The 22,186-nt window shown below is 63.9% G+C and carries 20 protein-coding genes, 1 tRNA gene and 1 pseudogene; 12 read left to right on the top strand and 10 right to left on the bottom strand.

Translation table 11 applies throughout. The annotated features are described in order from the left end of the window. Positions 1-30 precede the first annotated feature (30 nt). On the top strand, positions 31-423 hold the full coding sequence (locus tag AC4GYS_RS11385) for a hypothetical protein (protein ID WP_491109190.1): 393 nt from the start codon (positions 31-33) through the stop codon (positions 421-423). Between the two features lie 172 nt (positions 424-595). On the opposite strand, the gene AC4GYS_RS11380 is transcribed toward AC4GYS_RS11385, so the two are convergent. Beyond that, positions 596-672, bottom strand: a tRNA-Arg gene (locus AC4GYS_RS11380). An 11-nt stretch (positions 673-683) separates the two neighbouring features. Continuing rightward, positions 684-1,736 carry an alpha/beta hydrolase gene (locus tag AC4GYS_RS11375; protein ID WP_491109189.1) on the bottom strand — a complete coding sequence of 351 codons (1,053 nt, stop codon included), beginning with the start codon at positions 1,734-1,736 and terminating at the stop codon, positions 684-686. A gap of 18 nt (positions 1,737-1,754) precedes the next feature. On the opposite strand from AC4GYS_RS11375, the gene phaR reads away from it, so the two are divergent. The 5 genes from phaR to glmS all read left to right on the top strand — a co-directional run bounded on the left by phaR (position 1,755) and on the right by glmS (position 7,045). Next, positions 1,755-2,291, top strand: a complete 537-nt coding sequence (phaR, locus tag AC4GYS_RS11370) for a polyhydroxyalkanoate synthesis repressor PhaR (protein ID WP_491109188.1) — start codon at positions 1,755-1,757, stop codon at positions 2,289-2,291. A 20-nt stretch (positions 2,292-2,311) separates the two neighbouring features. Beyond that, entirely contained in the window at positions 2,312-2,719 is a 408-nt protein-coding gene (locus tag AC4GYS_RS11365) for a hypothetical protein (RefSeq protein ID WP_491109187.1), read from the top strand. Positions 2,720-3,022: 303 nt separating this feature from the next. Then, on the top strand, positions 3,023-3,769 hold the full coding sequence (locus tag AC4GYS_RS11360; protein ID WP_491109186.1) for a hypothetical protein: 747 nt from the start codon (positions 3,023-3,025) through the stop codon (positions 3,767-3,769). A gap of 104 nt (positions 3,770-3,873) precedes the next feature. Beyond that, the gene (gene glmU / locus AC4GYS_RS11355; protein ID WP_491109185.1) at positions 3,874-5,220 is read left to right on the top strand and encodes a bifunctional UDP-N-acetylglucosamine diphosphorylase/glucosamine-1-phosphate N-acetyltransferase GlmU; all 1,347 of its coding nucleotides are present in this window, start codon (positions 3,874-3,876) and stop codon (positions 5,218-5,220) included. 1 nt (position 5,221) lies between these two features. Further along, entirely contained in the window at positions 5,222-7,045 is a 1,824-nt protein-coding gene (gene glmS, locus AC4GYS_RS11350; protein ID WP_491109184.1) for a glutamine--fructose-6-phosphate transaminase (isomerizing), read from the top strand. A gap of 4 nt (positions 7,046-7,049) precedes the next feature. Here glmS and AC4GYS_RS11345 read toward each other — a convergent pair whose 3' ends face one another. Continuing rightward, positions 7,050-7,970 carry a LysR family transcriptional regulator gene (locus AC4GYS_RS11345; protein WP_491109183.1) on the bottom strand — a complete coding sequence of 307 codons (921 nt, stop codon included), beginning with the start codon at positions 7,968-7,970 and terminating at the stop codon, positions 7,050-7,052. Positions 7,971-8,091: 121 nt separating this feature from the next. Between AC4GYS_RS11345 and AC4GYS_RS11340 the strand changes: the two genes are divergently transcribed. From AC4GYS_RS11340 to AC4GYS_RS11330, 3 genes are all read left to right on the top strand, one after another. Further along, positions 8,092-9,735, top strand: coding sequence for an AbgT family transporter (locus AC4GYS_RS11340; RefSeq protein WP_491109182.1), 1,644 nt, complete (start codon positions 8,092-8,094; stop codon positions 9,733-9,735). A 52-nt stretch (positions 9,736-9,787) separates the two neighbouring features. Next, positions 9,788-10,438 carry a superoxide dismutase family protein gene (locus AC4GYS_RS11335; RefSeq protein WP_491109181.1) on the top strand — a complete coding sequence of 217 codons (651 nt, stop codon included), beginning with the start codon at positions 9,788-9,790 and terminating at the stop codon, positions 10,436-10,438. A 124-nt stretch (positions 10,439-10,562) separates the two neighbouring features. Beyond that, on the top strand, positions 10,563-10,886 hold the full coding sequence (locus AC4GYS_RS11330) for a hypothetical protein (protein ID WP_491109180.1): 324 nt from the start codon (positions 10,563-10,565) through the stop codon (positions 10,884-10,886). A 2-nt stretch (positions 10,887-10,888) separates the two neighbouring features. Here AC4GYS_RS11330 and AC4GYS_RS11325 read toward each other — a convergent pair whose 3' ends face one another. After that, positions 10,889-11,503 carry an SOS response-associated peptidase gene (locus AC4GYS_RS11325; RefSeq protein WP_491109179.1) on the bottom strand — a complete coding sequence of 205 codons (615 nt, stop codon included), beginning with the start codon at positions 11,501-11,503 and terminating at the stop codon, positions 10,889-10,891. A 289-nt stretch (positions 11,504-11,792) separates the two neighbouring features. Then, the gene (locus AC4GYS_RS11320; RefSeq protein WP_491109178.1) at positions 11,793-12,350 is read right to left on the bottom strand and encodes a hypothetical protein; all 558 of its coding nucleotides are present in this window, start codon (positions 12,348-12,350) and stop codon (positions 11,793-11,795) included. Positions 12,351-12,548: 198 nt separating this feature from the next. Here AC4GYS_RS11320 and AC4GYS_RS11315 point away from each other — a divergent pair, with 198 nt between their 5' ends. Beyond that, positions 12,549-13,295, top strand: a complete 747-nt coding sequence (locus AC4GYS_RS11315) for a DUF2726 domain-containing protein (protein WP_491109177.1) — start codon at positions 12,549-12,551, stop codon at positions 13,293-13,295. Between the two features lie 201 nt (positions 13,296-13,496). Here AC4GYS_RS11315 and AC4GYS_RS11310 read toward each other — a convergent pair whose 3' ends face one another. Further along, positions 13,497-14,048 (bottom strand): hypothetical protein, encoded by a 552-nt coding sequence (locus tag AC4GYS_RS11310; protein ID WP_491109176.1) that lies wholly within the window; start codon positions 14,046-14,048, stop codon positions 13,497-13,499. An 89-nt stretch (positions 14,049-14,137) separates the two neighbouring features. Between AC4GYS_RS11310 and AC4GYS_RS11305 the strand changes: the two genes are divergently transcribed. Continuing rightward, entirely contained in the window at positions 14,138-14,620 is a 483-nt protein-coding gene (locus AC4GYS_RS11305; protein WP_491109175.1) for a toll/interleukin-1 receptor domain-containing protein, read from the top strand. 23 nt (positions 14,621-14,643) lie between these two features. Next, complete coding sequence (locus AC4GYS_RS11300; protein WP_491109174.1) at positions 14,644-15,018, top strand: TIR domain-containing protein; 375 nt, start codon at positions 14,644-14,646, stop codon at positions 15,016-15,018. On the opposite strand, the gene AC4GYS_RS11295 is transcribed toward AC4GYS_RS11300, so the two are convergent. The 4 genes and pseudogenes from AC4GYS_RS11295 to AC4GYS_RS11280 all read right to left on the bottom strand — a co-directional run bounded on the left by AC4GYS_RS11295 (position 15,013) and on the right by AC4GYS_RS11280 (position 22,181). Next, entirely contained in the window at positions 15,013-15,483 is a 471-nt protein-coding gene (locus tag AC4GYS_RS11295; RefSeq protein ID WP_491109173.1) for a RipA family octameric membrane protein, read from the bottom strand. The genes AC4GYS_RS11300 and AC4GYS_RS11295 overlap by 6 nt on opposite strands. A 34-nt stretch (positions 15,484-15,517) precedes the next feature. Further along, positions 15,518-15,817, bottom strand: coding sequence for a hypothetical protein (locus AC4GYS_RS11290; RefSeq protein ID WP_491109172.1), 300 nt, complete (start codon positions 15,815-15,817; stop codon positions 15,518-15,520). Positions 15,818-16,004: 187 nt separating this feature from the next. After that, positions 16,005-19,022 (bottom strand): annotated as a pseudogene (gene uvrA, locus AC4GYS_RS11285) (excinuclease ABC subunit UvrA); the annotation flags it as partial. Between the two features lie 78 nt (positions 19,023-19,100). Further along, positions 19,101-22,181 carry a class I SAM-dependent DNA methyltransferase gene (locus AC4GYS_RS11280; protein WP_491109171.1) on the bottom strand — a complete coding sequence of 1,027 codons (3,081 nt, stop codon included), beginning with the start codon at positions 22,179-22,181 and terminating at the stop codon, positions 19,101-19,103. Between the last annotated feature and the right edge of the window lie 5 nt (positions 22,182-22,186).

The following is a 22,186-nucleotide window of genomic DNA, read 5'->3' as shown; positions in this document are numbered from 1 at the left end:
AGCGCCCCTAGCAACACTGGCGAGGGCGGCATGACAAGCCTCCCCGCCTCCCGCTTCCCGCCAAGCTTCGATGACAGCGCATGGGCCTATGGCTTTGCCCTGTTCGGCCTCACCCTGTTGTGCGGCATGGCCATTGCCTTGCTCGTGGTTAATCTCATGGAGGGGCGCACCAACCGCGAAATCAGCCTGCGCCTGGCCAACCCGGTCAGGCAGCCGTGGAACGAGGGCACCACCATCCTCTCGCTCTACCGGTTCAAGATCAACTGCCTGTTGTCCGTCATCATCATGGGGGCGGTGCCCGACGTCATCTTCCTGCTCAGTGGGGGAGAGGCCGGGCATCGCACCATCGAAGTCCTGTTCATGGTCGACCGGGTTGGCGACGGGATGGCCGTGATCCCGTTCCTGATGTTCGTCGCCACCTAAGCCATGCCGCCAGCGCGATCAGGCCAAGCCGGTCGCGGGTGAGGGATTGCGCGTCAGTCATGCTGGTTCCTTGTACGGGATTTGAACGCGTTTTCCCGGTCTGTTCCGGAATCTACCTGCAAGATTGTGCAAGGATTGGCGGCGGTAATGGGCGCGCACGGAGAGGGGAAAATGGCGCACCCGACACGATTCGAACGTGTGGCCTTTGCCTTCGGAGGGCAACGCTCTATCCAGCTGAGCTACGGGTGCGTGGGGACCGCTTAGCGGGGCATGCGATGGGCTTCAAGCCATTGGCGCAGGGGCCGATGCAGCTTTTCCGATGCTGAGCGGCCGACGATCATACCGACATGACCGGCCGGAGAAGCCAGATGTTCGCCGATCGGGGGGGCGGTGCCGGCGGGAACGATGAGGTCGTCGCTGGCCGAAAAGTGTAGCGTGGGGCATGCCGGTAGGCCATGGCCGATCCATTCGGCCCGGCCGGGGAGGTCCCGTCCGAACAGGTCCTCGATCAATTCCCGGGCAGCCGGCAGCGGCATGGGCTCACCCGTGTTGGCCCAGTCTTCCAGGGCAACGAACCGACGACATTCATCACCGTTCGGATTGAGCCGGGTCAACCGCGCGAACTTTGATACGACACGCACCGGAGCGATCGACCAGAACGCAGCCTGGAGCACTTCCAGCGGAAGAACCCCAAGTTGCTCGGCCGCCACCACGGATTGTTGCCAGAGGGTCAACAGCCGCCGGCGAGCCTCGGGCGGGTAGGCGTCAAACACCCAAGGCGCGGCAAGGGTGACCACCGCCGGGATCGCTGGGCGGAGGGCGGCAGCGGCCAGGGCCATGGACCCGCCAAGGCAATAACCTATCAGGATCGGTTGCTCGCCGAGCTGATCGAGCAGCGGCAGCAGTCTGCGGACGACGTGGGCGCCGACATCGAGGTCGAGGCGGTTGTTGGCACTGCCCCAATCGAGCAGCAGGATGCGGCCAACCGATGTCAATGCCTCGGCCAGCGATGATCCTGCGTCGAGGTCCAGGATCGCGGGCGGATTGATCAGCGACGGGACCAGGACAATGGGCGCGCCCGAGCCGCCGCAGTCGCGCAGCCTTGTTCCATCAAGATCGTGAAAAATCGGTCGCTTCCGACCGACGGGGCGGCGTTTGGCGCGCTGGTAGATGGAAAGACCGGCCAGCGCATCCCGACGAAGCGCCGGATCGCGCTCGCTGACCTGTCGGACCAGTTCGAGAAACAATGGCAGCGGCCTGGGACCGTACCTTTGTTGCAGTGCATCAGAAGCGGGTGCTAGATCGTCGCCCATGTCATTCAGGAGCCTAGCATGCCCAAGTCGCCCACCGACAAGGTGACGATCAAGAAATACGCGAACCGCCGGCTCTACGACACGGAAAGCAGCGCCTACGTCACTCTCGACCGACTTGCCCAGATGATCCGAGAAGGCCGTGACTTCGAAGTGGTCGATGCACGGACGGGGGAGGATATCACCCGGCAGGTGCTGACCCAAATCATCGTGGAGGAGGAATCCCGCAGCGGCGCGACCTTGTTGCCGGTGAACTTCCTGCGGCAGATCATCGGCCTGTACGGCAATTCGATGCAGGGTCTGGTTCCGCAATACCTCGACAGTGCTATGGCAAGTTTTCACAAGAACCAGGCTGCCTTCGCCGATGCCTTCGGGGCAAACATCTTCACCGATATCGCCAAGCGTAACATGGCCATGTTCGAGCAGTTCACCACTCGTTCGGGTACGCGCGGGCAGGAGGCTGCAGTTCCAGTGGACCCCATTGAGGGCGGCGATGTTGACGCGCTTCGGGCCGAATTGGAAGCTTTGAAGGCAAAGGTGGACAAGCTCGGCAAATGACAGCTCTTTCCGTGTTAATAATGGCCGCGGCGCAGGCGGTGGCCACCCCTCAGTTTATCCCCCCTCAGGCCGATTGGAGAGTGGCGCCCGTCTCGGCAGGAGCGTGGGTATGGCGTTCAATTCCGGGCGGCAGCGAGGCGCTGTTCCAGGGCACTGGTGGCGTGCAATTGATCCTGCGCTGCAATCTGCAGTCGCGGTTGTTGACCATTGTCCGGCCCGGCGCCGTCCCTGGCGCCAGCCTGACGGTACGCACGACCAGTCTTGAGCGCGTTCTTCCTATCAGTGGAACCTTGGGCGCGCGTGATCAACTGCTCGACGCGATCGCATTCAGCCGGGGCCGGTTCGCCGTTGATGGAGGAGGGGCAGTGCGCCTGATCTTGCCGGCTTGGCCGGAAGCGGCGCGAAGCATCGAAGATTGCCGAAAGTAAAAATCAAAACAAGACTTGATCGAACCTTTATTTCGCGCATTCATATGCATGGCGACAACGCAGCGAAAGGAGGTGATCCGATGTCTCATGGTTCAGCAGAGGGGTCGGTGAAGTTCGTTCGGGAGGCGCAGCTCTAAACAGGCTGCCCATGGTCTCCCGGGCTGGAGCTCTCCGGCCGCTGACCATGTTCGGAGGCGACCGTCACAGCAAAGTGGCGGTCGCCTTTGACTGGTCCGCCGTTTGACAAACGGAACCGTTTCGCGCCTGCATCGCTTGTCCCAACCAAACAGGAGGGAGTCGATCGTGGCGAAAGCGAAAACCACCGGTAAATCGAACAACGATGGAGGCAACGCGTCCTTCACCAGTCAGAACAGCAGCTTGCCGAGCGGCGGCGCCGGCGGCACCAAATCTCAGGCGGGTTCGAGTTCTTCCGATACTTCGGGTAGCCGGAAGGCGAAGACCGGGCCGGTCAGCCAGGAAACACTCGACAAGCTGGCCAAGGCGGCCATGAGCAAGGAGATGCTCGCCGCCGGCCTTGCCGCGGCGGCCGCAGCAATCAGCGCCTCGCCGAGTGCGCGCAAGAAGATCCGCGATGCGGGCCTCGACGCCGCCGATACGGCGAGCAAGGCCACCAGTTCGGTCGTTGGCAGCGCGGCGAAGCTTGGCTCGCTGATCGCGGACGCGGTGGCCGATGCTGCGCAGCGCGTTCTTTCGGGTGAGATTTTCGGGGCCGACAACGACCGGAGAAGCTCCACTTCCAGGTCGCAAGCCGCCTCGTCGGGAAGGACCTCGGCGAACCGTAGCACCTCGCGTGCCCGTTCGACGGGAAGCACTGCCAAGAGTGGCGCTGCGCGTACGGCCAAGCCGCGCGCCGCCGCAGCGGCCAGGACGGTCGAACCCGAGACCAAGAGCGGCGCGCGAAACGCTCCGGCTTCGTCGACGCGAAAGCGCGCGTCGTCGGCGACTGCCAAGCCCCGTTCGGCCGCTGCACGTCGCGGCAGCACTACCCGCGGTCGGGGCGGCAAGACGGGCCCCGGCACCGAAGGCTGAAATGCACGGACGGCCGAGCGTCCGTCGTCATCGCGGGGCGTCGCTGAAAAGCGGCGCCCCGCTTGCATCTGGCGCCGCGCTCACGGTCATGCCAAGGGACCGCCATGAACGCGTTTTCCGTTGTCATTCTCGCCGCCGGACAAGGCACCCGCATGCGGTCGGATACCCACAAGGTCCTGCACCCGGTCGCCGGCCGCCCGATGCTCGAGCATTTGCTCGATACCGTCGACCGTCTGGGGGCGGATCGGCGCGTGGTCGTGGTGGGCAAGGGCCGGGAGCAGGTCGAGGCGGCGCTGCAGAGCCATGATACCCGGATCGCGGTTCAGGAAGAGCAGAAGGGTACCGCCCACGCCGTGCAGCAGGCCGCAGAAGCGCTGGACGGCTTCGACGGGACCGTCATCATTCTGTACGGAGATACGCCATTCGTGGCGGCGGAAACGCTGGACGCCATGCGCGAGCGGCTGGACGGGGCGGATAAGCCCGGCGTGGTCGTGCTCGCGTCGTCGCCGGCCAACCCTGGGGCCTATGGCCGGGTGATCCTGGGAGATCAGGACCGCATTGCCCGGATGGTCGAATTCAAGGACGCCAATCCGGCGGAGCGCGCAGTCCGCCTGTGCAATTCCGGCATGATGGCGGTGCGATCCAAGGACCTGTTCCGCTGGCTGGGCAAAGTCGGCAATGCCAACGCGGCGGGCGAATATTATCTTCCAGACGTGGTCATGGTGGCGGCGGAAGAGGGGCGTCATTCGGTGGCGATCGAATGCGATCCCTGGCAGACTGCCGGGGTCAACAGCCGCGCCGAGCTGGCCGCGCTGGAGCGGGATTGGCAGGCTCGGCGCCGCTTGCAGGCGCTTGAGGAAGGCGCGACCCTGATCGACCCGGAAAGTGTCTGGTTCAGCTATGACACACAGTTGGGCCGAGATGTGACGGTCGAGCCGCATGTGGTCTTTGGGCCCGGCGTCCGGGTCGGCGACGACTCCGCGATCCGCGCCTTTTCGCATATCGACGGAGCCAATGTCGGGGAAGGTTGCGAGGTCGGTCCGTTCGCTCGCCTCCGTCCGGGAGCAGTGCTGGAGAAAGGCGCGAAGGTCGGTAACTTCGTGGAAATCAAGCAGGCGCGCCTTGGTGCTGGCGCCAAGGCCAATCATCTCAGTTATATCGGTGACGCCGAGGTTGGCGCGAAGGCGAATATCGGGGCGGGCACCATCACCTGCAACTATGACGGTTTCTTCAAGTACAAGACGGTGATCGGGGAGGGCGCCTTCATAGGGTCCAACTCGGCGCTCGTCGCGCCGGTGACCATCGGCCGGGGCGCGATTGTAGGCGCAGGATCCACCGTGACTCGCGATGTCGAGCCGGACGCGCTGGGGGTCACGCGCGCGGACCAGAAAGGCCTGTCCGGGTGGGCGGCGCGCTTCCGCGAACGGCAACTCGCCAAGAAGGGCAAGTAACATGTGCGGAATTGTGGCGATCGTCGGCAGGAGCGCTGTTGCGCAGCGCTTGTTCGAAGGGCTGAAACGGCTGGAGTACCGGGGTTACGATTCGGCCGGGATCTGCACGGTCCGGGATCATGCGTTCGAGCGGCAACGGGCCGAGGGCAAGCTGGACAATCTGGCGGCCAAACTGGCCCAGGATCAGCCGGAGGGCACGATCGGCATTGCGCACACTCGCTGGGCGACTCACGGGGCGCCGACCGAAGGAAACGCGCATCCCCATATCGTTGGCCCAGTCGCCCTGGTGCACAACGGGATTATCGAGAACTTCAAGCCGCTCCGCGACGAATTGATCGCGGAGGGACGCAGGTTCGGGAGCGAGACCGACAGCGAGGTCGTCGCCCATCTGGTCGCCCGCGAGATCGAGGCAGGGAAGGCCCCGCAGGAGGCAGTGGCAGCAGTGCTACCGCGGCTTCACGGAGCATTCGCCATGGCGTTCCTGTTCCGGGATCATCCCGACCTGGTGATTGGCGCGCGCATGGGTGCGCCGCTGACCGTCGGCTATGGCGATGGCGAGAACTTCCTTGGATCGGACGCGATAGCGCTGGCTCCCTGGACCCGCCGGATCGCCTATCTCGACGAGGGCGACTGGGTCGTCGTCAGACGCGAGGGCGTGCAGATTTTCGATCGTGCTAACCAGCCGGTCGAGCGGCAACGGGTCGACAGCGGCGCATCCGCCGAAACGATTTCCAAAGGTAATCACGCGCACTTCATGCGCAAGGAGATCTTCGAGCAGCCGATCGTCGTCGCGCAAACGCTGCAAAGCTATGTCCGCGCCTACGAAGGCGAGGTCGCCATCCCCGCATTCGATTTCGACCTGTCCACGATCGAGCGCGTGACGATCGTTGCCTGCGGCACCAGCTACTACGCCGGCATGGTCGCGAAATACTGGTTCGAACGGTTCGCCCGAGTGCCGGTCGACATCGATGTGGCGAGCGAATTCCGCTACCGCGATCCCGTGCTTGACGAGGGCGGCCTCGCCCTTTTCATCTCGCAAAGCGGCGAAACGGCCGACACGCTGGCGGCCCTGCGGCATGCGCGCGAAAAAGGACAGACCATCGCGGTGGTGGTCAACGTCCCGACCAGCTCAATGGCGCGCGAGGCCGATCTGCTGCTCCCGACGCGGGCCGGACCGGAGATCGGGGTCGCCTCCACCAAGGCATTCACTTGTCAGCTTGCGGTGCTGGCTTCGTTTGCAACGAACCTTGCCCGGGCCAAGGGTCGGATGACCCAAGACGAGGAACGGGAGATCGTCGCCCATCTGCAGGAAGCGCCTGAGGCGTTGAGCCGAGCGATCGATCATGACGCGGACATCGCCGCCATGGCCCACCTGATCGTACCGGCTCGCGACGTGCTCTATCTTGGTCGCGGCCCGGACTATCCCATGGCGCTCGAGGGAGCGCTGAAGCTTAAGGAAATCAGCTACATCCATGCCGAGGGCTATGCCGCGGGCGAGATGAAGCATGGGCCGATCGCCCTGATCGACGACCAGGTTCCAGTGATCGTACTCGCGCCCTCCGGCCCGCTGTTCGACAAGACCGTCAGCAATATGCAGGAGGTTCGCGCGCGCGGCGGGCAAATTGTCCTGATCAGCGATGCTGTCGGCATCGCGGCGGCAGGTGAGGGGTGCATCGCCACCATTGAAATGCCGCAGGTGCATCCGTTGATCGCACCGCTCGTCTATGCCGTGCCCGTCCAGCTACTCGCCTATCATGTGGCGGTGCTGAAAGGCACCGATGTCGACCAGCCACGCAACTTGGCGAAGAGCGTCACCGTCGAATAGCCGGTCAGGCGGCTTCGGCCGGCTCCTCGATCCGGTGAACATGGGCGATCAGCCGTTCGTAGAGGAAGTCGATCACCGCCCGGACGGCAGGATTATGCCGGACCCGCTCGTGCGTACAAAGCCATAGGTGCCGTTCTTCGTCCCGCGGCGGCGGTGCGCAGCGGATAAGGTCGGGTTCAGCGTCCGCGACGATGCACGGCAGAACCGCGATTCCGAGTCCGGTACGGACGCTGGTCAGCAGACCCGTTGCCGATCCCTGTTCCATCGTCACCCGATGCGACAGGCCGGCCTGCTCCAGCCACTCACCATATTCCTGGGCGAGATGACCCCCGCCGCCCCCGATGATAGCGTGATGCTGCAGGTTGGGAATGGACGTCGGCACCCCGTTGCGGGCGGCGTAATCCCGGCTGCAGTAGAGCGTCCAGCCGTCCCAGCAAATGATCCGGCCGACCAGCCCTGCCGGCTGCTGCCGGCTGGTGCTGCGAAGCGCAATGTCGGCTTCGCCGTTACCCAGGTCGCGGAGCAGCGGGGTTGTGTCGATTTCCAGCCGGATGTTGGGAAAACGGTCGTGAAGATCGCGAAGGTGCGGCGCGATGAGGCAACTTGCGAACACTTCTTCGGTCGTGAGCCGAACGGTTCCGACCGCCTCGCGCCCCTGTGCCCGGGCTTTCTGCTCAAGGCCGATCGCACTTTGTTCCAGCTGCTGCGCCTGCTCGACCAGCGCGGCGCCGGCCGACGTGGTCGCGTAACCGGCGCTGCGGCGTTCGAACAGCACGAGGCCGACCGCCTCCTCCAGCGCGGCGATACGGCGGGCCACGGTCGTTTGGCTAACGTGCAATGCCCGCGCCGCCGACAGCGTGCTGCCGCTCCGCGCCACTTCCAGGAAATAGCGCCAATCGTTCCAGTCAGCCGCCCGTTCCGTCATAGCTCATCCTTGTGCCGGATTGTTCAGCTTAGCGCATCCTGCGCTTTTGCAGAACCGTTCTGCATTGCTGCTCGCTTGCGGGCATGTCACATTATCACTTGAACCAAAGACGGAGCCGACCATGGCCGACCCCGCCAATCCCACCACCGACGATCTTCCAACCACCGATCCCGAAGTCCGGCCAGCCAGGCAGCGAGGGTTCCTCGGTTTCGTGGAACGGGCCGGCAATCTGCTGCCGGACCCGGTGATGATCTTCGTCTACATGATCGCGATCCTGATGGTGGTGAGCGCGATCGGATCATGGCTCGGGTGGTCGGCCTCGATTACCTATGACGGGGACGAGGCGCCGGACTGGGCTACGCTGGAAGGTGGGGTGCTGACCTATCAGGCCAGCAGCCTGTTCGCAGAAGACAATGTCGCGCGGCTCCTGACGGAAATGCCGCGAACCCTCACCGGCTTTGCCCCCCTCGGGCTGATCCTGGTGGTGATCTTCGGTGCGGCGGTGGCCGATCGGTCAGGACTATTCAGTGCGCTTATTCGCAAGAGCCTTCGCGGCGCACCTCGCGCAGTACTGACGCCGATCGTCGCGGTAATCGGCATGATTTCGCATCACGCGTCCGACGCCGCCTATGTCGTATTCATCCCGCTCGCCGGGCTGACCTACGCGGCGGTAGGGCGGCATCCGCTCGCCGGCATCGCCGCAGCGTTCGCGGCGGTGTCGGGAGGATTTGCGGGCAACGTCACGCCTGGGCAACTCGACGTGCTGCTGTTCGGCTTCACTCAGGAAGCAGCACGGATCGTGGAGCCGGGGTGGGCGATGAATCCGCTTGGGAACTGGTGGTTCATCCTGTCGATCGTGGTGATTTTCACGCCGTTCATCTGGTTTATCACCGACCGCATCATCGAGCCTCGCCTTGGTCAATGGGGAGGGACGCCGGACGAGGAGTTGAAAGCCGAACTGGCGAAATCGGCGCTCACCGCCGACGAGAATCGCGGTTTGCGCCGGGCCGGCCTGGTGGCGCTCGCGATCGTCGGAGCATGGGCGGCGCTGTCGCTGTGGCCCGGCTATACCCCGCTGATCGATGAGACGCGGCCTGGCACCGCGGGGCTGCAGCCCTTCTACCAGTCGCTCATTGCTGGCTTCTTCCTGCTGTTTCTGACCACCGGCATCGCCTTCGGGACCGGTGTCGGCAAAATCAAAGGGGCGAACGATGTCATCGCCATGATGGTGGAGGGCGTCCGAACCATGGCGCCCTACATCCTGTTTGCCTTTTTCGCGGCGCACTTCGTCGCGATGTTCAACTGGTCGCGACTGGGGCCGATCGCGGCGATCGACGGCGCGGAATTGCTAAAGGGCCTTAATCTCCCCGCCCCGGTGCTGCTGGTCAGCGTTCAGGCATTTTCCTCGATCCTGGACCTGTTCATCGGTTCGGCCAGCGCGAAGTGGAGCGCAATGGCGCCGGTCGTGGTTCCGATGTTCATGCTACTGGGCATCAGCCCGGAAATGACCACTGCCGCATACCGGATGGGAGACAGCTACACCAACATCATGACCCCGCTGATGAGCTACTTTCCGCTGATCCTCGGTTTTGCTCGGCGCTGGGACGGAACCGTCGGTGTGGGCAGTCTGTTGGCGCTAATGCTTCCCTATGCGCTGACCTTCATGGTGATTGGCTTCACCATAGTCGGGATGTGGGTAGCGCTGGATCTCCCGCTGGGGCCCGGGGCGGAAGTTCATTACCGACCCAAGGCGCGGCTCGATTGAACCAAGCGCCTCGTCGGGCCGTTGTTCGGGGACCCGACGGAGGAGGAATAGAATGCAAGCGAAGACCCTTGCGCTGCTTGGTGGTGCGGCTCTGCTGGCGGCGTGCCAGGCCCAGACGCAGCAGGATGCTAACGACGTGCTGGAAATGGAAAATGCGACGTCCGGCGCCGTGCCGGTGAATGGTGCGACCGAGACTCTCGGCACCAGCACGACGGGAAGCGGAGCGCTTCAGCAGGCGGTTCTTCGGACTGCGGACGGCCGTAATGTCGGCGAGGTGTCGATGCGGGAAGAGGCCGGCGCGACGATCTTGTCGGTGGGCGTCACGGGAATGCCGCAAGGCGAATATGGGATGCACATCCATGCGGTCGGCCGGTGCGAGGGACCCAAGTTCGAGAGTGCCGGAGCGCACTGGAACCCGGACAACAAGCAGCATGGCAAGAGCAATCCGCAAGGGCCGCATGCCGGAGACCTCGACAATTTGACGGTCGGCGCCACCGGAAGCGGTGGAGCGACGATCAACTTGCCGTCCGTAGCCTTGACCGGCGGTTTGGCGCCGTTGCTTGACGCGGACGGTGCATCCCTCCTGATCCACGCCAAGGCGGACGATTATCGGACCGATCCGAGCGGCAATAGCGGCGACCGGATCGCCTGCGCCGTGCTTCGCGGCCCGGCGAGCAGCGGGAGCGACGCGGCGACGCGCTGACGACCGTTACGGCACAATCCGACTGTTCCAAATCCGAGGCGAGCGGAGTCGCCACTTCGCTCGCTTCCGCGTTCTGGCGATTGGGTCGGACGCGCTGTCCGGACCCGGTGTCAAGGAGCAGAACATGCCGCAGCGATTTACCGCGACCGAGAATGCGTTCGAGAAGGGGATTGAGAAGACCAGTCCCAAGCAGGGTGCCAAGCTGGCGGGTGACTGGGTGGACGAGCTTCGCAAGGCCGATTTCCCGGGCGCCAAGGGCCTGGCGAGTGAGCTGGAGCGGTTGGAGAAATTGCTGAACGAGGACGAGCCGGACGGCCGGAAGGTGCAGGACCTGCTCGAGAAGATCGGCGAAACCACTGCCAAGGCGGCGGAGCGGGCCGAGGATGAGCGGATCGCCGACAAGGTCCGCAAGCTGGCCGCGGCGATGGGCGCCAAGACCACCGCCTGAAGCTACACCGTCGTAGCGGGTAAGCCGGCGGCGTCGTCCGTCGCCGGCTCCACTTTCAAGGTGCCGGGCGGCAAGGGCCTGATCAGCTCGGTCGCGGGCGCCGTGCCATCCAGCCACGGCTGCCAATATTGCGGCGGCAGCACCGCCACGCCGCGATGGTGATAGGGCGCCACGTCCTGGTTGGGCGGCGTGGTCAGCATGGTGAAGGCCTCGATGCCAAGATCAGGCGCATCGCGAACCAGGCCGGCAATGCCGAGCAGCCCGCCGTCGGAATCCGAAAAGCGCCAGCGGTCCTTGCGCTTCTGCTTGGGGTCCTTCGGCGTGGTGAACTCGTAGAAGGCGTCGGCGACGATCAGGCAGCGCCCGGTCGCAAATTCGCGCCCGTCGGAGCGAAAATTATAGACCGGCTTGCCATTGGGACCGGGCCAGCTCCAGCGGCGGACCACCAATTCATGGCCGGTCGATGACGCGCGGACGATCGGGGCCGGATCAGTGATGCGGATATCGGTCGGGCGAAGATTGGGCACGCCTTCCGGAAAGGCGAGCAGGATGCCCCGGTCGCGAAACAGCTGGCGGATCGCTTCCGGCGCCTTGGTCTGGGAGTAGAGGTTACACATGCCCCGCGCGCCGATTCAGGGTTGAAAGCGACGGCATTCCCCTTCCCATCGGGGGGTTGTCGGAGTTGTCGGAGTCGCTTCCCATCGGGGGGTTGTCGGAGTTGTCGGAGTCGCTTCGTTGCGGGTATGGAATGATCAGGCCGGAGCGAGTGCGAAACATGGTCGGCAGACTAGACCCACCACGCCCCTGTAGGACAGGATTTTCGCATCCGCGCCAAACAGGTCGCCTGCCAAAAGCAAGCCGGGCGCGCGGCAGGGGTCGGCCACGCGCCCGGCAGGAGCCGCGCCGTTAGACGCGGTTGAAGCGGAGGTTGGTCACCCGGCCCGCATAATCCACGTTGCAGCGGAAGCGCAGGTCGGCGCGGTTGTAGCCCTGATTATAGCGGCCGGTGTCGATGTAGCCGGTCACTCGCAGGGTGGAATTGTTGCGCCGTTCGACGTTGCTGATCTGCGTCACCCGGGCATAGCCGGCCGGGTACTGGTTATAATAGCCATAGGCGTTGCCATAGGGCGCGCCGTAATTGCCGCGGTAACGGGCAGGGTAGCGGCGGGCGGCCTCCTGCGAGGCGACGCTGGCGCACTGGGTGATCGCCTGCCGATCGTTCACGGCGTAACGGTTGCCGAGCAGCGCGCCGATGATGCCGCCGATCCCGCCCTGCGGATAGCCATAGCCGGGCGCCGGATAGGCCTGGTTCGGATAACCGTACCCCTGATTGGGATAATAGCCGTACCCCGGCTGACCCGGAGCCGGCTGGGGCACGCCCTGCGGCGGGTAATATTGCGCCGCGGCGGGCACGGCGACGCCGCCCATCGCGGTGGCGGCGGCAAGAAGAATGAGCTTGCGCATGATGTCTGTCCCTCAGGTTCTTCGCCCGGGAAGTGCCGGGGAAGTTCACACGGGGTCTAAACGAACAGGTGCAGCGCGAGATGCATGAACCGAAAACTACAGCCTGGTCATCGACAGGAAAGATAGGTTTCGCGCGCAGGACCGGAATGGATGCGCGGCTAACCGCCTGGTAAGATTGGCGCGGCAGAATAGGCCGTCATGGAAAGTGACAATCCCTATTTCGGCATCCTGACCGGCGGCCTGGCGAATGCGGCGGAATATGCGCCCTACCTGCTTGCCATGCTGGTGTTCGTCGTTCTTGTGAACCTGATCGAGGGCAAGGCCAAGGCGAAGCGCCGGGGCCGGCCACGGGGGCGCGGAGGCTGGCGGGAGCGGGCGCCGCGGTCCGGCGCTCCGCATGGCTGGCGTGGTGCGTGGACGCCGTCGAGCGGTGCGGCGGCGCCGGGCGGAGCTCCGCAATCACGCATTCCCGACGCCGCCGACCAGTTGCGCACGGTGATGGGCGGGCAGTTCAAGGCCAAGCGCCTGCTGAACCGGGGCGAGGAGCGGGTGTTCATCGCGCTGGAGCAGATCGTCGGCGAGCTGGCCCCCGGCTGGCACGTCATGGCGCAGGTCAGCCTGGGCGAAGTGCTGGACGCGGACAGCACGGAAGCGTTCAACACCATCAACGCCAAGCGGGTCGACTTCCTGCTGGTCGACGCCGAGATGAAGCCGCGCCATGCGATCGAGTATCAGGGGCAGGGGCATCACCAGGGCATGGCGGCAGCGCGCGACGCGGTGAAGAAGGAGGCGCTACGCCGCGCCGGCGTCGGCTATGCCGAGGTATTCGCCGACGACACGCCGGCCGAGCTGCGGGTCACGGTGGCGCGGATCATCGGGACGGCGGCGCAGGTGCGGCCGTTCGGGCGGGCGCAGGTTGCGGTGGGCGTGCCGCGGGCGGGGTGAGCGCTACCAGCGCGTGCCGGTGGCCTCGATCGCCTTCAAGAGCGCCTTCTTACTGGATCGCGGGCCGTGCCGCTGGCGTACTGCCCCATGCGGTCGGCGATCATGTCTCCGACCGAGAGCCGTCATGCCGGGTCTGACAAGGCATCCGCCTTTCTTTGCCCGCGAAGACGTGAAGGCGCGAAAAGGCAGGCGGACCCTGGCTCAGGGCCGGGGTGACGTGGGTTTCAGCTTTGCCAGGCAGACGCTTACGACGGCATGCAGGTCGTCGAAGCCCACCCGTTCGGCGAGGGCGCGCAGGGCGGCGAGGCCTATGGTTTCCTGGGCCGGCAGCTTGCTGGCAGCGATGACGTAGAAGTCCCACTGCATGGGATCGCGATGGTCGGCGGAGTCATCGGTGACCGGGTGGTGCGCGAAGAGGTAGAGGGCGGCGGCTCGGCCGGGGGTGGCGATCCATTTGCTCTCGTCGGTCCAGTAGCCGGTGCGCTCGGCGATGTCGAAGCGGGCGGGGCAAGGCTTGGCGTCCGGGCGGTGCCAGTTCTGGCGGGCGGCGGATTGCTTGACCTCCAGCCCGATGCCGCCCGGACCTTCGAAGTCGAACGAAGCCCAGCCGTCCGCGCACCAGCGCCACTCCGGCGCCAGCGCCTCTGCCACCATCGCCTCCACTAGCGTGCCGCGAAAGGCATTGCCGACGAGCGGCTTGCCGAGAAGTTCGGAGATGAGGCGCTGGTGGATGCGGGTGGTGAGTTGGCTCATCTTGATTTTAGCCTTTCTCCCATTCCAGGATCTTCGTTGAAGATCTTGGCGTTCTGAGTATTGGTTCCGTTTTTTAGAAGGTTCGTCGCGTGATCAAAGTTTTCCTTTCACATCAGAGAGCAGATACTCAGCGTGCCAGCGAAATCGCATACAGATTGAAATACGACCACCAGATCGACTCATACCTTGATGTCATCGATCCTTATCTTGGGAGGCCTGGAGGTGATCTCGCCGCGCATATCCGAAGCGAAATGGATAAGTGCACACAATTGCTTGCAATAGTTTCAACGGCAACGCCAGCTTCACAGTGGGTGCCTTGGGAGGTTGGAGTGGCAACCGAGAAGGACTATCCACTCGCGACCTACGCGAGTCTTTCCTCGCTGATTCCCGAGTTTCTGAGGGCTTGGCCATACCTTACTAGCTTGACCGACGTTGACGCGTACGCACTCGCTTCAAAGGAGGCCGCTAGAGAGCGCGTTGTGAAGGAGTATCGAACGACCGCCTCCGTCGCACGACGCGAAACTACTCCATCCTTTTTTGTCGACTTACGCTCGCGACTTGGCCAACGATGAAGGCCAGCGAAAAGGAATAGCAGATGGCAACTCAGCGTAAGGTAGTCTTTGTAGCGTTTGCGATTGAGGATGAGCGCCAGCGCGATTTTTTGAAGGGTCAGGCTCTCAACACTCGAACTCCGTTCGATTACATCGACATGTCGGTTCGAGAGGCCTACGAATCCGATTGGAAAGCTAAAGTACGAACGCGCATCAAGCGGTCGGATGCAGTGATCGCACTCGTCAGCAAGAACTCTCTCACGTCTTCAGGTCAAAAATGGGAGATTGAATGCGCGAGAGAGGAAGGCAAGCCACTTTTGGCGATATGGGCCTATACCGATGACCGCACCCGTCCCCAGGGCCTTAGCGTGTCGGAATGGAATTGGGCAGTGATTACCGCATTCATCAATGGTCTATGAGTTGATATATCTGCAGATGGCGGCGGCGCCCTGCGCACCATAGGCCAAAATAAACACCCAAGGAACGAGCACTTCTACCTTGTGGAACGGTGTGTGCCGCTCTCCATCCTGCTCGGGATCAAGTCGCTTCCATTCATCCGTATAAGGCTGTGTCGGCAAACGCTTCTCTAGGTCTTGGATGACAGTGAACTTAGCTGCATTAAGCGTCTTGTAGCTTGCAATGTTGCGTATCCACAACATGGAGATTGCCAGTCCGGCAAGCGTAATGAGAAGAGAGTTCATGAGCTTATTGTCGCTTGGTAGTAAGTAAGCAGAACTTCCCAAAAGTAGCGTGTTGACAGAGAGGTAAAAACTATTGGCCGCCTGGCGACGCTGACTAACCCGATCTGCCATTTCCACCAAGAGTTTGTAAACCTCGAGAACTTGGTCTCGGTCTTTCTCATCGACCTTCAAAGTCGTCTCCATGGCGTAGCCACACCTGCAACGCGGAAATCAGATATTAGTCGGGTCCAAACGCCTTGTCGCACTGCAAGCAGCTACTCACGCCAGAGTTGTCCTCGTAAGCTGCCTTGATCGCGTCCGTCAGCCTCTTACGGTTCTCCGCAGTCGGCTCCCCATACTCGCCACGACTGATTTTCGCGTTAGCCAATTGGTAGGCTTGCTGCACGTCGGAGCCGCCGTCGTAGTAAGTGCCAGGATGGTTTTCACATTCGGAGATAGCTCCCGCTTCGATGCAAAACTGAAGACCTTCATTGTAGCGAGCCTCCTGCTCCTCCATCCGATGCTTCATGCCGCCCATGAACGAAATCCTTTGCTAGCGTTGAGTGAAGCTGGAACAATGTTGAGAAGGTAGCAAGGGCGCCTTCAAGCGGCTACTCGGCAGCCTCAGTCACCTTCCGTCGCCGCGTGCGCTTGGGGTCGGTCACCCCTCTGTCGGCTGGGCTGACATCTCCCCCAAGAGGGAGTAGCTGGGAGGCACCCCGCTCCAGCAACGGCCGCAGGTAGCTCCCCGTAAAGCTCGCCTCCTTCGCCGCGACGCTCTCCGGCGTGCCTTCCGCGACGATCTCGCCGCCCTTGACGCCGCCGCCCGGCCCCAGGTCCAGCACCCAGTCGGCGGTCTTGATGACGTCGAGGTTGTGTTCGATCACGACCACCGTGTTGCCCTGCTCAACCAGGGCGTGGAGGACCTCGAGGAGCTTGCGGACGTCTTCGAAGTGCAAGCCCGTGGTGGGCTCGTCGAGGATGTAGAGGGTGTTGCCGGTGGCGCGGCGGCTGAGTTCCTTGGCGAGCTTGACGCGCTGGGCCTCGCCGCCGGACAGGGTGGTCGCCTGCTGCCCGACCTTGACGTAGCCGAGGCCAACCTCGGCCAGCATCGCCATCTTGTCGCGGATGCCGGGGACGGCCTTGAAGAACTCGACCGCGTCCTCGACCGTCATGTCGAGCACGTCGGCGATGCTGCGGCCCTTGAACTTCACCTCCAGCGTTTCGCGGTTGTAGCGCTGGCCGTGGCAGACGTCGCAGGTGACGTAGACGTCAGGCAGGAAGTGCATCTCGATCTTCAGGAGGCCATCGCCGGTGCAGGCCTCGCAGCGGCCGCCCTTGACGTTGAAGGAGAAGCGGCCGGGCTTGTAGCCGCGGGCCTGGGCCTCGGGCAGGCCGGCGAACCAGTCGCGGATCTGGGTAAAGGCACCGGTGTAGGTCGCCGGGTTGGAGCGCGGGGTGCGGCCGATCGGCGACTGGTCGATATCGATGACCTTGTCGAGATGCTCGAGGCCGGTGACCTTGTCGTGCTTGCCGGCGAGGATGCGGGCGCCGTTCAGGGAGCGCGCGGCGGCGGCGTAGAGGGTGTCGATGGTGAAGCTCGACTTGCCCGAGCCGGAAACGCCGGTGACGCAGGTGAAGGTGCCGAGCGGGATTGATGCGGTGACGTTGCGGAGGTTGTTCTCGCGCGCGCCGTGGACGGTGAGCTTCTTGCCGGTGCCCTTGCGGCGCTTTGCCGGCACGGGGATGGAGCGGCGGCCGGAAAGGTAGTCGGCGGTCAGGCTGCCCTCGGTGGTCAGCAGCTGGTCGAGGGTGCCGGAGAAGACCACCTCGCCGCCGTGCACGCCGGCGCCGGGGCCCATGTCGATGACATGGTCGGCGGTGCGGATGGCGTCCTCGTCATGCTCCACCACCAGCACGGTGTTGCCGAGGCCGCGCAGCCGCTTGAGGGTTTCCAGCAGGCGGTCATTGTCCTTCTGGTGGAGGCCGATCGATGGCTCGTCGAGGACGTAGAGGACGCCGGACAGGCCGGAGCCGATCTGGCTGGCGAGGCGGATGCGCTGGCTCTCGCCGCCGGACAGGGTGCCGGAGGTGCGGTCGAGGTTGAGATAGTCGAGGCCGACGTTGTGGAGGAAGCCGAGGCGTTCGTTGATTTCCTTCAGGATCGCGCGGGCGATTTCCTGGTGCTGGGGGGTGAGCTTGGCCTCCAGCGTGGAGAAGAAGGCGAGGGCGTCGGCGACGGAGCGGCGGGTGGACTGGCTGATGTCCTCGCCGGCGATCTTGACGGAGAGCGGCTCGGCCTTGAGGCGCGCGCCGCCGCAGGTCTCGCACGGGTGGGAGGCCTGGTAGCGGCTGAGCTCCTCGCGCATCCACGCGCTTTCGGTCTGCATCATGCGGCGGTTCAAATTGCCGATGACGCCTTCGAACGGCTTCTTCACCTCGTAGGATTTCTTGCCGTCGATAAAGCGCAGGGTGACGGGCTTGCCGCCGGTACCGTGGAGGATGACGCGCTGCTGTTCCGGCGTCAGGTCGCGCCAGGGCGTGTCGAGGGTGAAGTCGTAGGCGCGGGCGAGGCTGGCCAGCACCTGCATGTAATAGGGTGAAGGCGGCTGGCTCTTGGCCCAGGGGACGACGGCGCCCTTCTTGAGGGTCAGTTCGTGGTTGGGGACCACCAGATCCTCGTCGAATTCCATCTTCTCGCCGAGGCCGTCGCAGGCCGGGCAGGCGCCTTGCGGGGCGTTGAAGGAGAACAGGCGCGGCTCGATCTCGGCGATGGTGAAGCCGCTGACGGGGCAGGCGAACTTCTCGGAGAAGCAGATGCGACCGGGGGGCGCGTTGGTGGCGAGGACCACGCGGTCGGCGGCCTTGTGCAGGGCGGCTGCAACTCCGACGTTGTCCATGGATTCTTCCCGCTCGTCCTGAGCGGAGGACCGCAGGTCCGTAGTCGAAGGGCGTTCGTGCGGGCCAGCGCCCTTCGACTGCGCTTCGCTCCGCTCAGGACGAGCGGAAGTATCCAGTGCCGGAGGGTCGGCCGGATCCAGATACGCCAGTCCTTCCGCCAGCTTCAGCGCGGTTTCGAAGCTGTCGGCCAGGCGGCTCTCGATGCCCTCGCGGACGACGATGCGATCGACGACGACTTCCAGGTCGTGCTTGTATTTCTTGTCGAGGGCGGGGGCCTCGTCGATCTCGTAGAACTGGCCGTCGATCCGGACGCGGGTGAAGCCGGCCTTCTGCCACTCGGCGAGCTCCTTGCGATACTCGCCCTTGCGGCCGCGGACGACGGGGGCGAGCAGGTAGTGGCGCGAACCTTCGGGCAGGGCCATGACCCGGTCGACCATCTGGCTGACCTGCTGCGCCTCGATCGGCAGGCCGGTGGCCGGCGAGTAGGGGACGCCGACGCGGGCCCAGAGCAGGCGCATATAGTCGTAGATTTCGGTCACGGTGGCGACCGTGGAGCGCGGGTTGCGCGACGTGGTCTTCTGCTCGATCGAGATGGCGGGGGACAGGCCGTCGATATGCTCGACGTCCGGCTTCTGCATCATCTCCAAGAACTGGCGCGCATAGGCGGACAGGGACTCGACGTAGCGGCGCTGCCCCTCGGCATAGATGGTGTCGAAGGCGAGGGAGGACTTGCCCGAGCCGGACAGGCCGGTGATCACCGTCAGGCTCTCACGCGGAATGTCGATATCCACGCCCTTGAGATTGTGCTCGCGCGCGCCGCGCACGGAGATATGAGTCAGCATGGAGGCAGTTTGTTCCGTTTTCGTTCTGGAGGCAAGCGCGGGGCTTGGCCCTACAGATAGGAACGCCGGGTCGGCTTGTCAGTGTCCGGCCGCTCGTTCCTGATTGAGGCGGAACAGGCGGGCAAGGATTTCGTCGTCGGTCAGTAAACCGGCGCGCCAATCGTCGCCCCAGCCATAAGCCTCCGCCACCGCCTCATCGAGCGCGGCGTGGGCGTTAGCGAGCCACTGCGGCCGAGCGTTGTAAAGGTTGGTGAGGGTGCGCTTCTTCAGCTCCTTCGCGGCCTCCTCGTCCTTTGGCAGGATGCGGTCGGGATAGCCGGGCACCACCTCCGGCTCACGCACGACAAGGTCGGGCGGGTTGAGCCAGTTCTCGCGCAACTCGTTGAGGCGAGAAGCGGCGGCGGCGATCCTCTGCGCGCGGGGGTCGTTGGCTTGAGTTGCGGCGGGGATGTTGGGGGTAAGGCCTTCGGGGAAGGGGAAGGTCTCGAACGTGGTGGAGGGCGTGTACGTGGGATCGTTGCCAACGCCTATAAATTGCCCAAGCTTCAAAGACCAAAGCTCATGAAGCTTCGAACTTAATATTCCTAAGCTCGTGAGATCGTCGCGCACGATGATAATGATCAAATTTGAAGGAAGGACAATCTTCTCTTCAAGGACGAAAAATCTGTGGCGAGAGACCTTGGGTGTAGCGATATATCGGCTGAGTGCGTCGATTCTCTTCCGCAATCCGGGTCTGGCTTCAGCGTGTATCCACCAACGGTTTCGATACGCATCGCGCCGAGCTACGGCACGCACCGGTTTCACAGTCTTTTCAACTAGCTCAAACGGAGCTTCGTAAAGGGCTGCATCATTCACCGGGGTGTTGGTGCCAAAGTCAACGATCCACTGATCTTCTCGCCTCTTTGCCAAGTCTGTTCCAGTAAGCCACGGCCTTACGACGTCAGAATTTAAGCGACCGTTGGGATTGGTTGGAGAGAGGAGAAGTCTCCTGGCCTCGTCACCCGTCAACTCAAACGGCCCTACCTTGCTAACTCCCATGAAACTAACGCCTGCGTTTTCTGTCAGGCGTGATGCGCACGTCAAATCTAAGTCAGATGTAATCTCCGCAAGATCAGGTCCGATGACTAGAACCGCTTGACCATTCAGGGCGGCTGGACCCGGATGCTCGGCAGCGAAGGAAAGAAGCGACACACGTACGGCGGCTCCATCCACTACCCAAGGTTCATCGGTCCAAGCATCGAAAAGCTTGCCACCCTTGACGATGGTGCGCAGAACGGTCTGACCGGCGCCGCCGCGAATGCTGTTGGTGGCGACCAGCCCGGCGCGCTTGAGCTTGCCTTCCCGCATCATCTCCCATGCCTTGGCGAACCAGTAGCAGACGAGATCGACGCCGCCCGGCACCTCCGGCCACGCCTTGCGCAAGCGCCTGGTGTAGTCCTCGCCAAGCTCACCGATCATCTTCTTGTTACCGAGGAAGGGCGGGTTGCCGATCAGCACGTCGGCTTCCGGCCATTCGGCGCGGGCGGGAGCGGCGTGGGTTTCGTCACCCCGGACTTGATCCGGGGTCTGCCTGCCTTCTTTGCAGTCGGCCGCGACTTCGGTTGCACCGGCGTCCAAGGAAGGCGGATGCCGGGTCGGGCCCGGCATGACGGGAGTGGTAACATGCGCCCCCTCTCCCTGAGCAGCTGCGCTGCTCTGTCCCTCTCCCGCGAGGGGAGAGGGGCTGGATAGCACCGCGTCTCGGCACTCGATCGTGTCGAGCGGGCGGAGAATTGGGTTGCGGGCGGCGTCGAAGCCGTTGCGGCGCATCCACTGGATTTCGCCGATCCACACCGATACGCGGGCAAGCTCGGCCGCATAGGGGTTGAGCTCGATGCCGAGCACATTTTCCGGGCCGACACGGGGGAAGCCGCGCGGCAGGCCAAGCGCCTCGGCGTCGAGATTGGCGCGATGCTCGATGTCCTTCAATGCGCGCAAGGCGACATAAAGGAAGTTGCCAGAGCCGCAGGCCGGGTCGAGCACGCGGAACCTGGCCAGCCGCTCGATAAAGGCGGAGTGGATGGCGGACGCCTCGGCCCGCAGCTTCTCCGCCTTGCGTTTCTCGGCGGGGCTGAGGAGGCGATCGGCGGTGCGCTTCGGCGCGCTTTCCACCAGTGCGGTCATCTTGGCCAGCGCTTCGGCCCACTCTGCCTCCAGCGGATCGATGATCACCGGCTGGACGATCAGCATGATCTTGGCCCGGTCGGTGTAGTGGGCGCCAAGCTGGCTGCGCTTGGCGGGGTCCAGGCCGCGCTCGAACAGGGTGCCGAGGATGGAGGGGTCGATCTGCGACCAGTCGCGCCGGGCGGCGGCTAGCAGGTCGTCGATGTCGGCGACGCTGACGGGAAGCGCATGGTCGTCGTTGAACAGGCCGCCGTTGAACCAGTCGATCTTCTTGAAATCGAGCTTCCCGCCGGTGGCCATTGCCCCGAACAGCCGGCTGGCATTGTCGGCGAACTCGGAGGGCGTGTCTCGGCTGGCCTCCAGCATCTGCGTGAACAGATTGTCGCGCAGCAGGCCGACGTCCTCGGCGAACATGCAGAAGACCAGCTGGTTGACGAAGTGGGCGACCCGATGGGCCTCGTGCCCGCGATCGCGCAGACGCTGGGCGATGGCGGCGAACTCGCGCGCGGTTTCCTCGGTCAGCGCCTGGCGGGTCTTGGAGGGACGGAACGCCTCCGGCTCGGTGAAGGCCTGCTTGAGCCTGGCGCGCGCCGCCCCGTCCAGCAGATCGTCGAGGGTGAATTCGTGCACCTCCTGCACCGTGTTGGTCCAGTTGGTGTGGATGCGGATGCGGTCCATGTCGGACACGATCAGCAGCGGCGGGTTCTCCAGCGCGACGCTGTATTGAAGGAGTTGGGAAAAGGCCTTGTCGAGGTCCTTGCGCGGACCCTTGTACTCCCACGCAAAGCAGCCGCGCCGCCACACGTCGGCCCAACCTTCGCCGCCGCTGGTCTTGGACGCGCCTTTTTCAAAGGCGAACCATTCGCCAGCACGGTCGGCGGTGATCGGGTCGGCGACGCCCAGCAGCGCGCACAGATCGTTGAAATGACTTTGAGAAGCCGAGCGTTCCTTCAGTTCAACGCCACGCCACTTGGCGACAAATTCATGCGGAGACATGGGGC

This window comes from Sphingomonas sp. SP1 (assembly GCF_058313395.1).
Note: the sequence above shows the minus strand (reverse complement) of the source record. Positions and strands in the feature narration are given on the sequence as shown.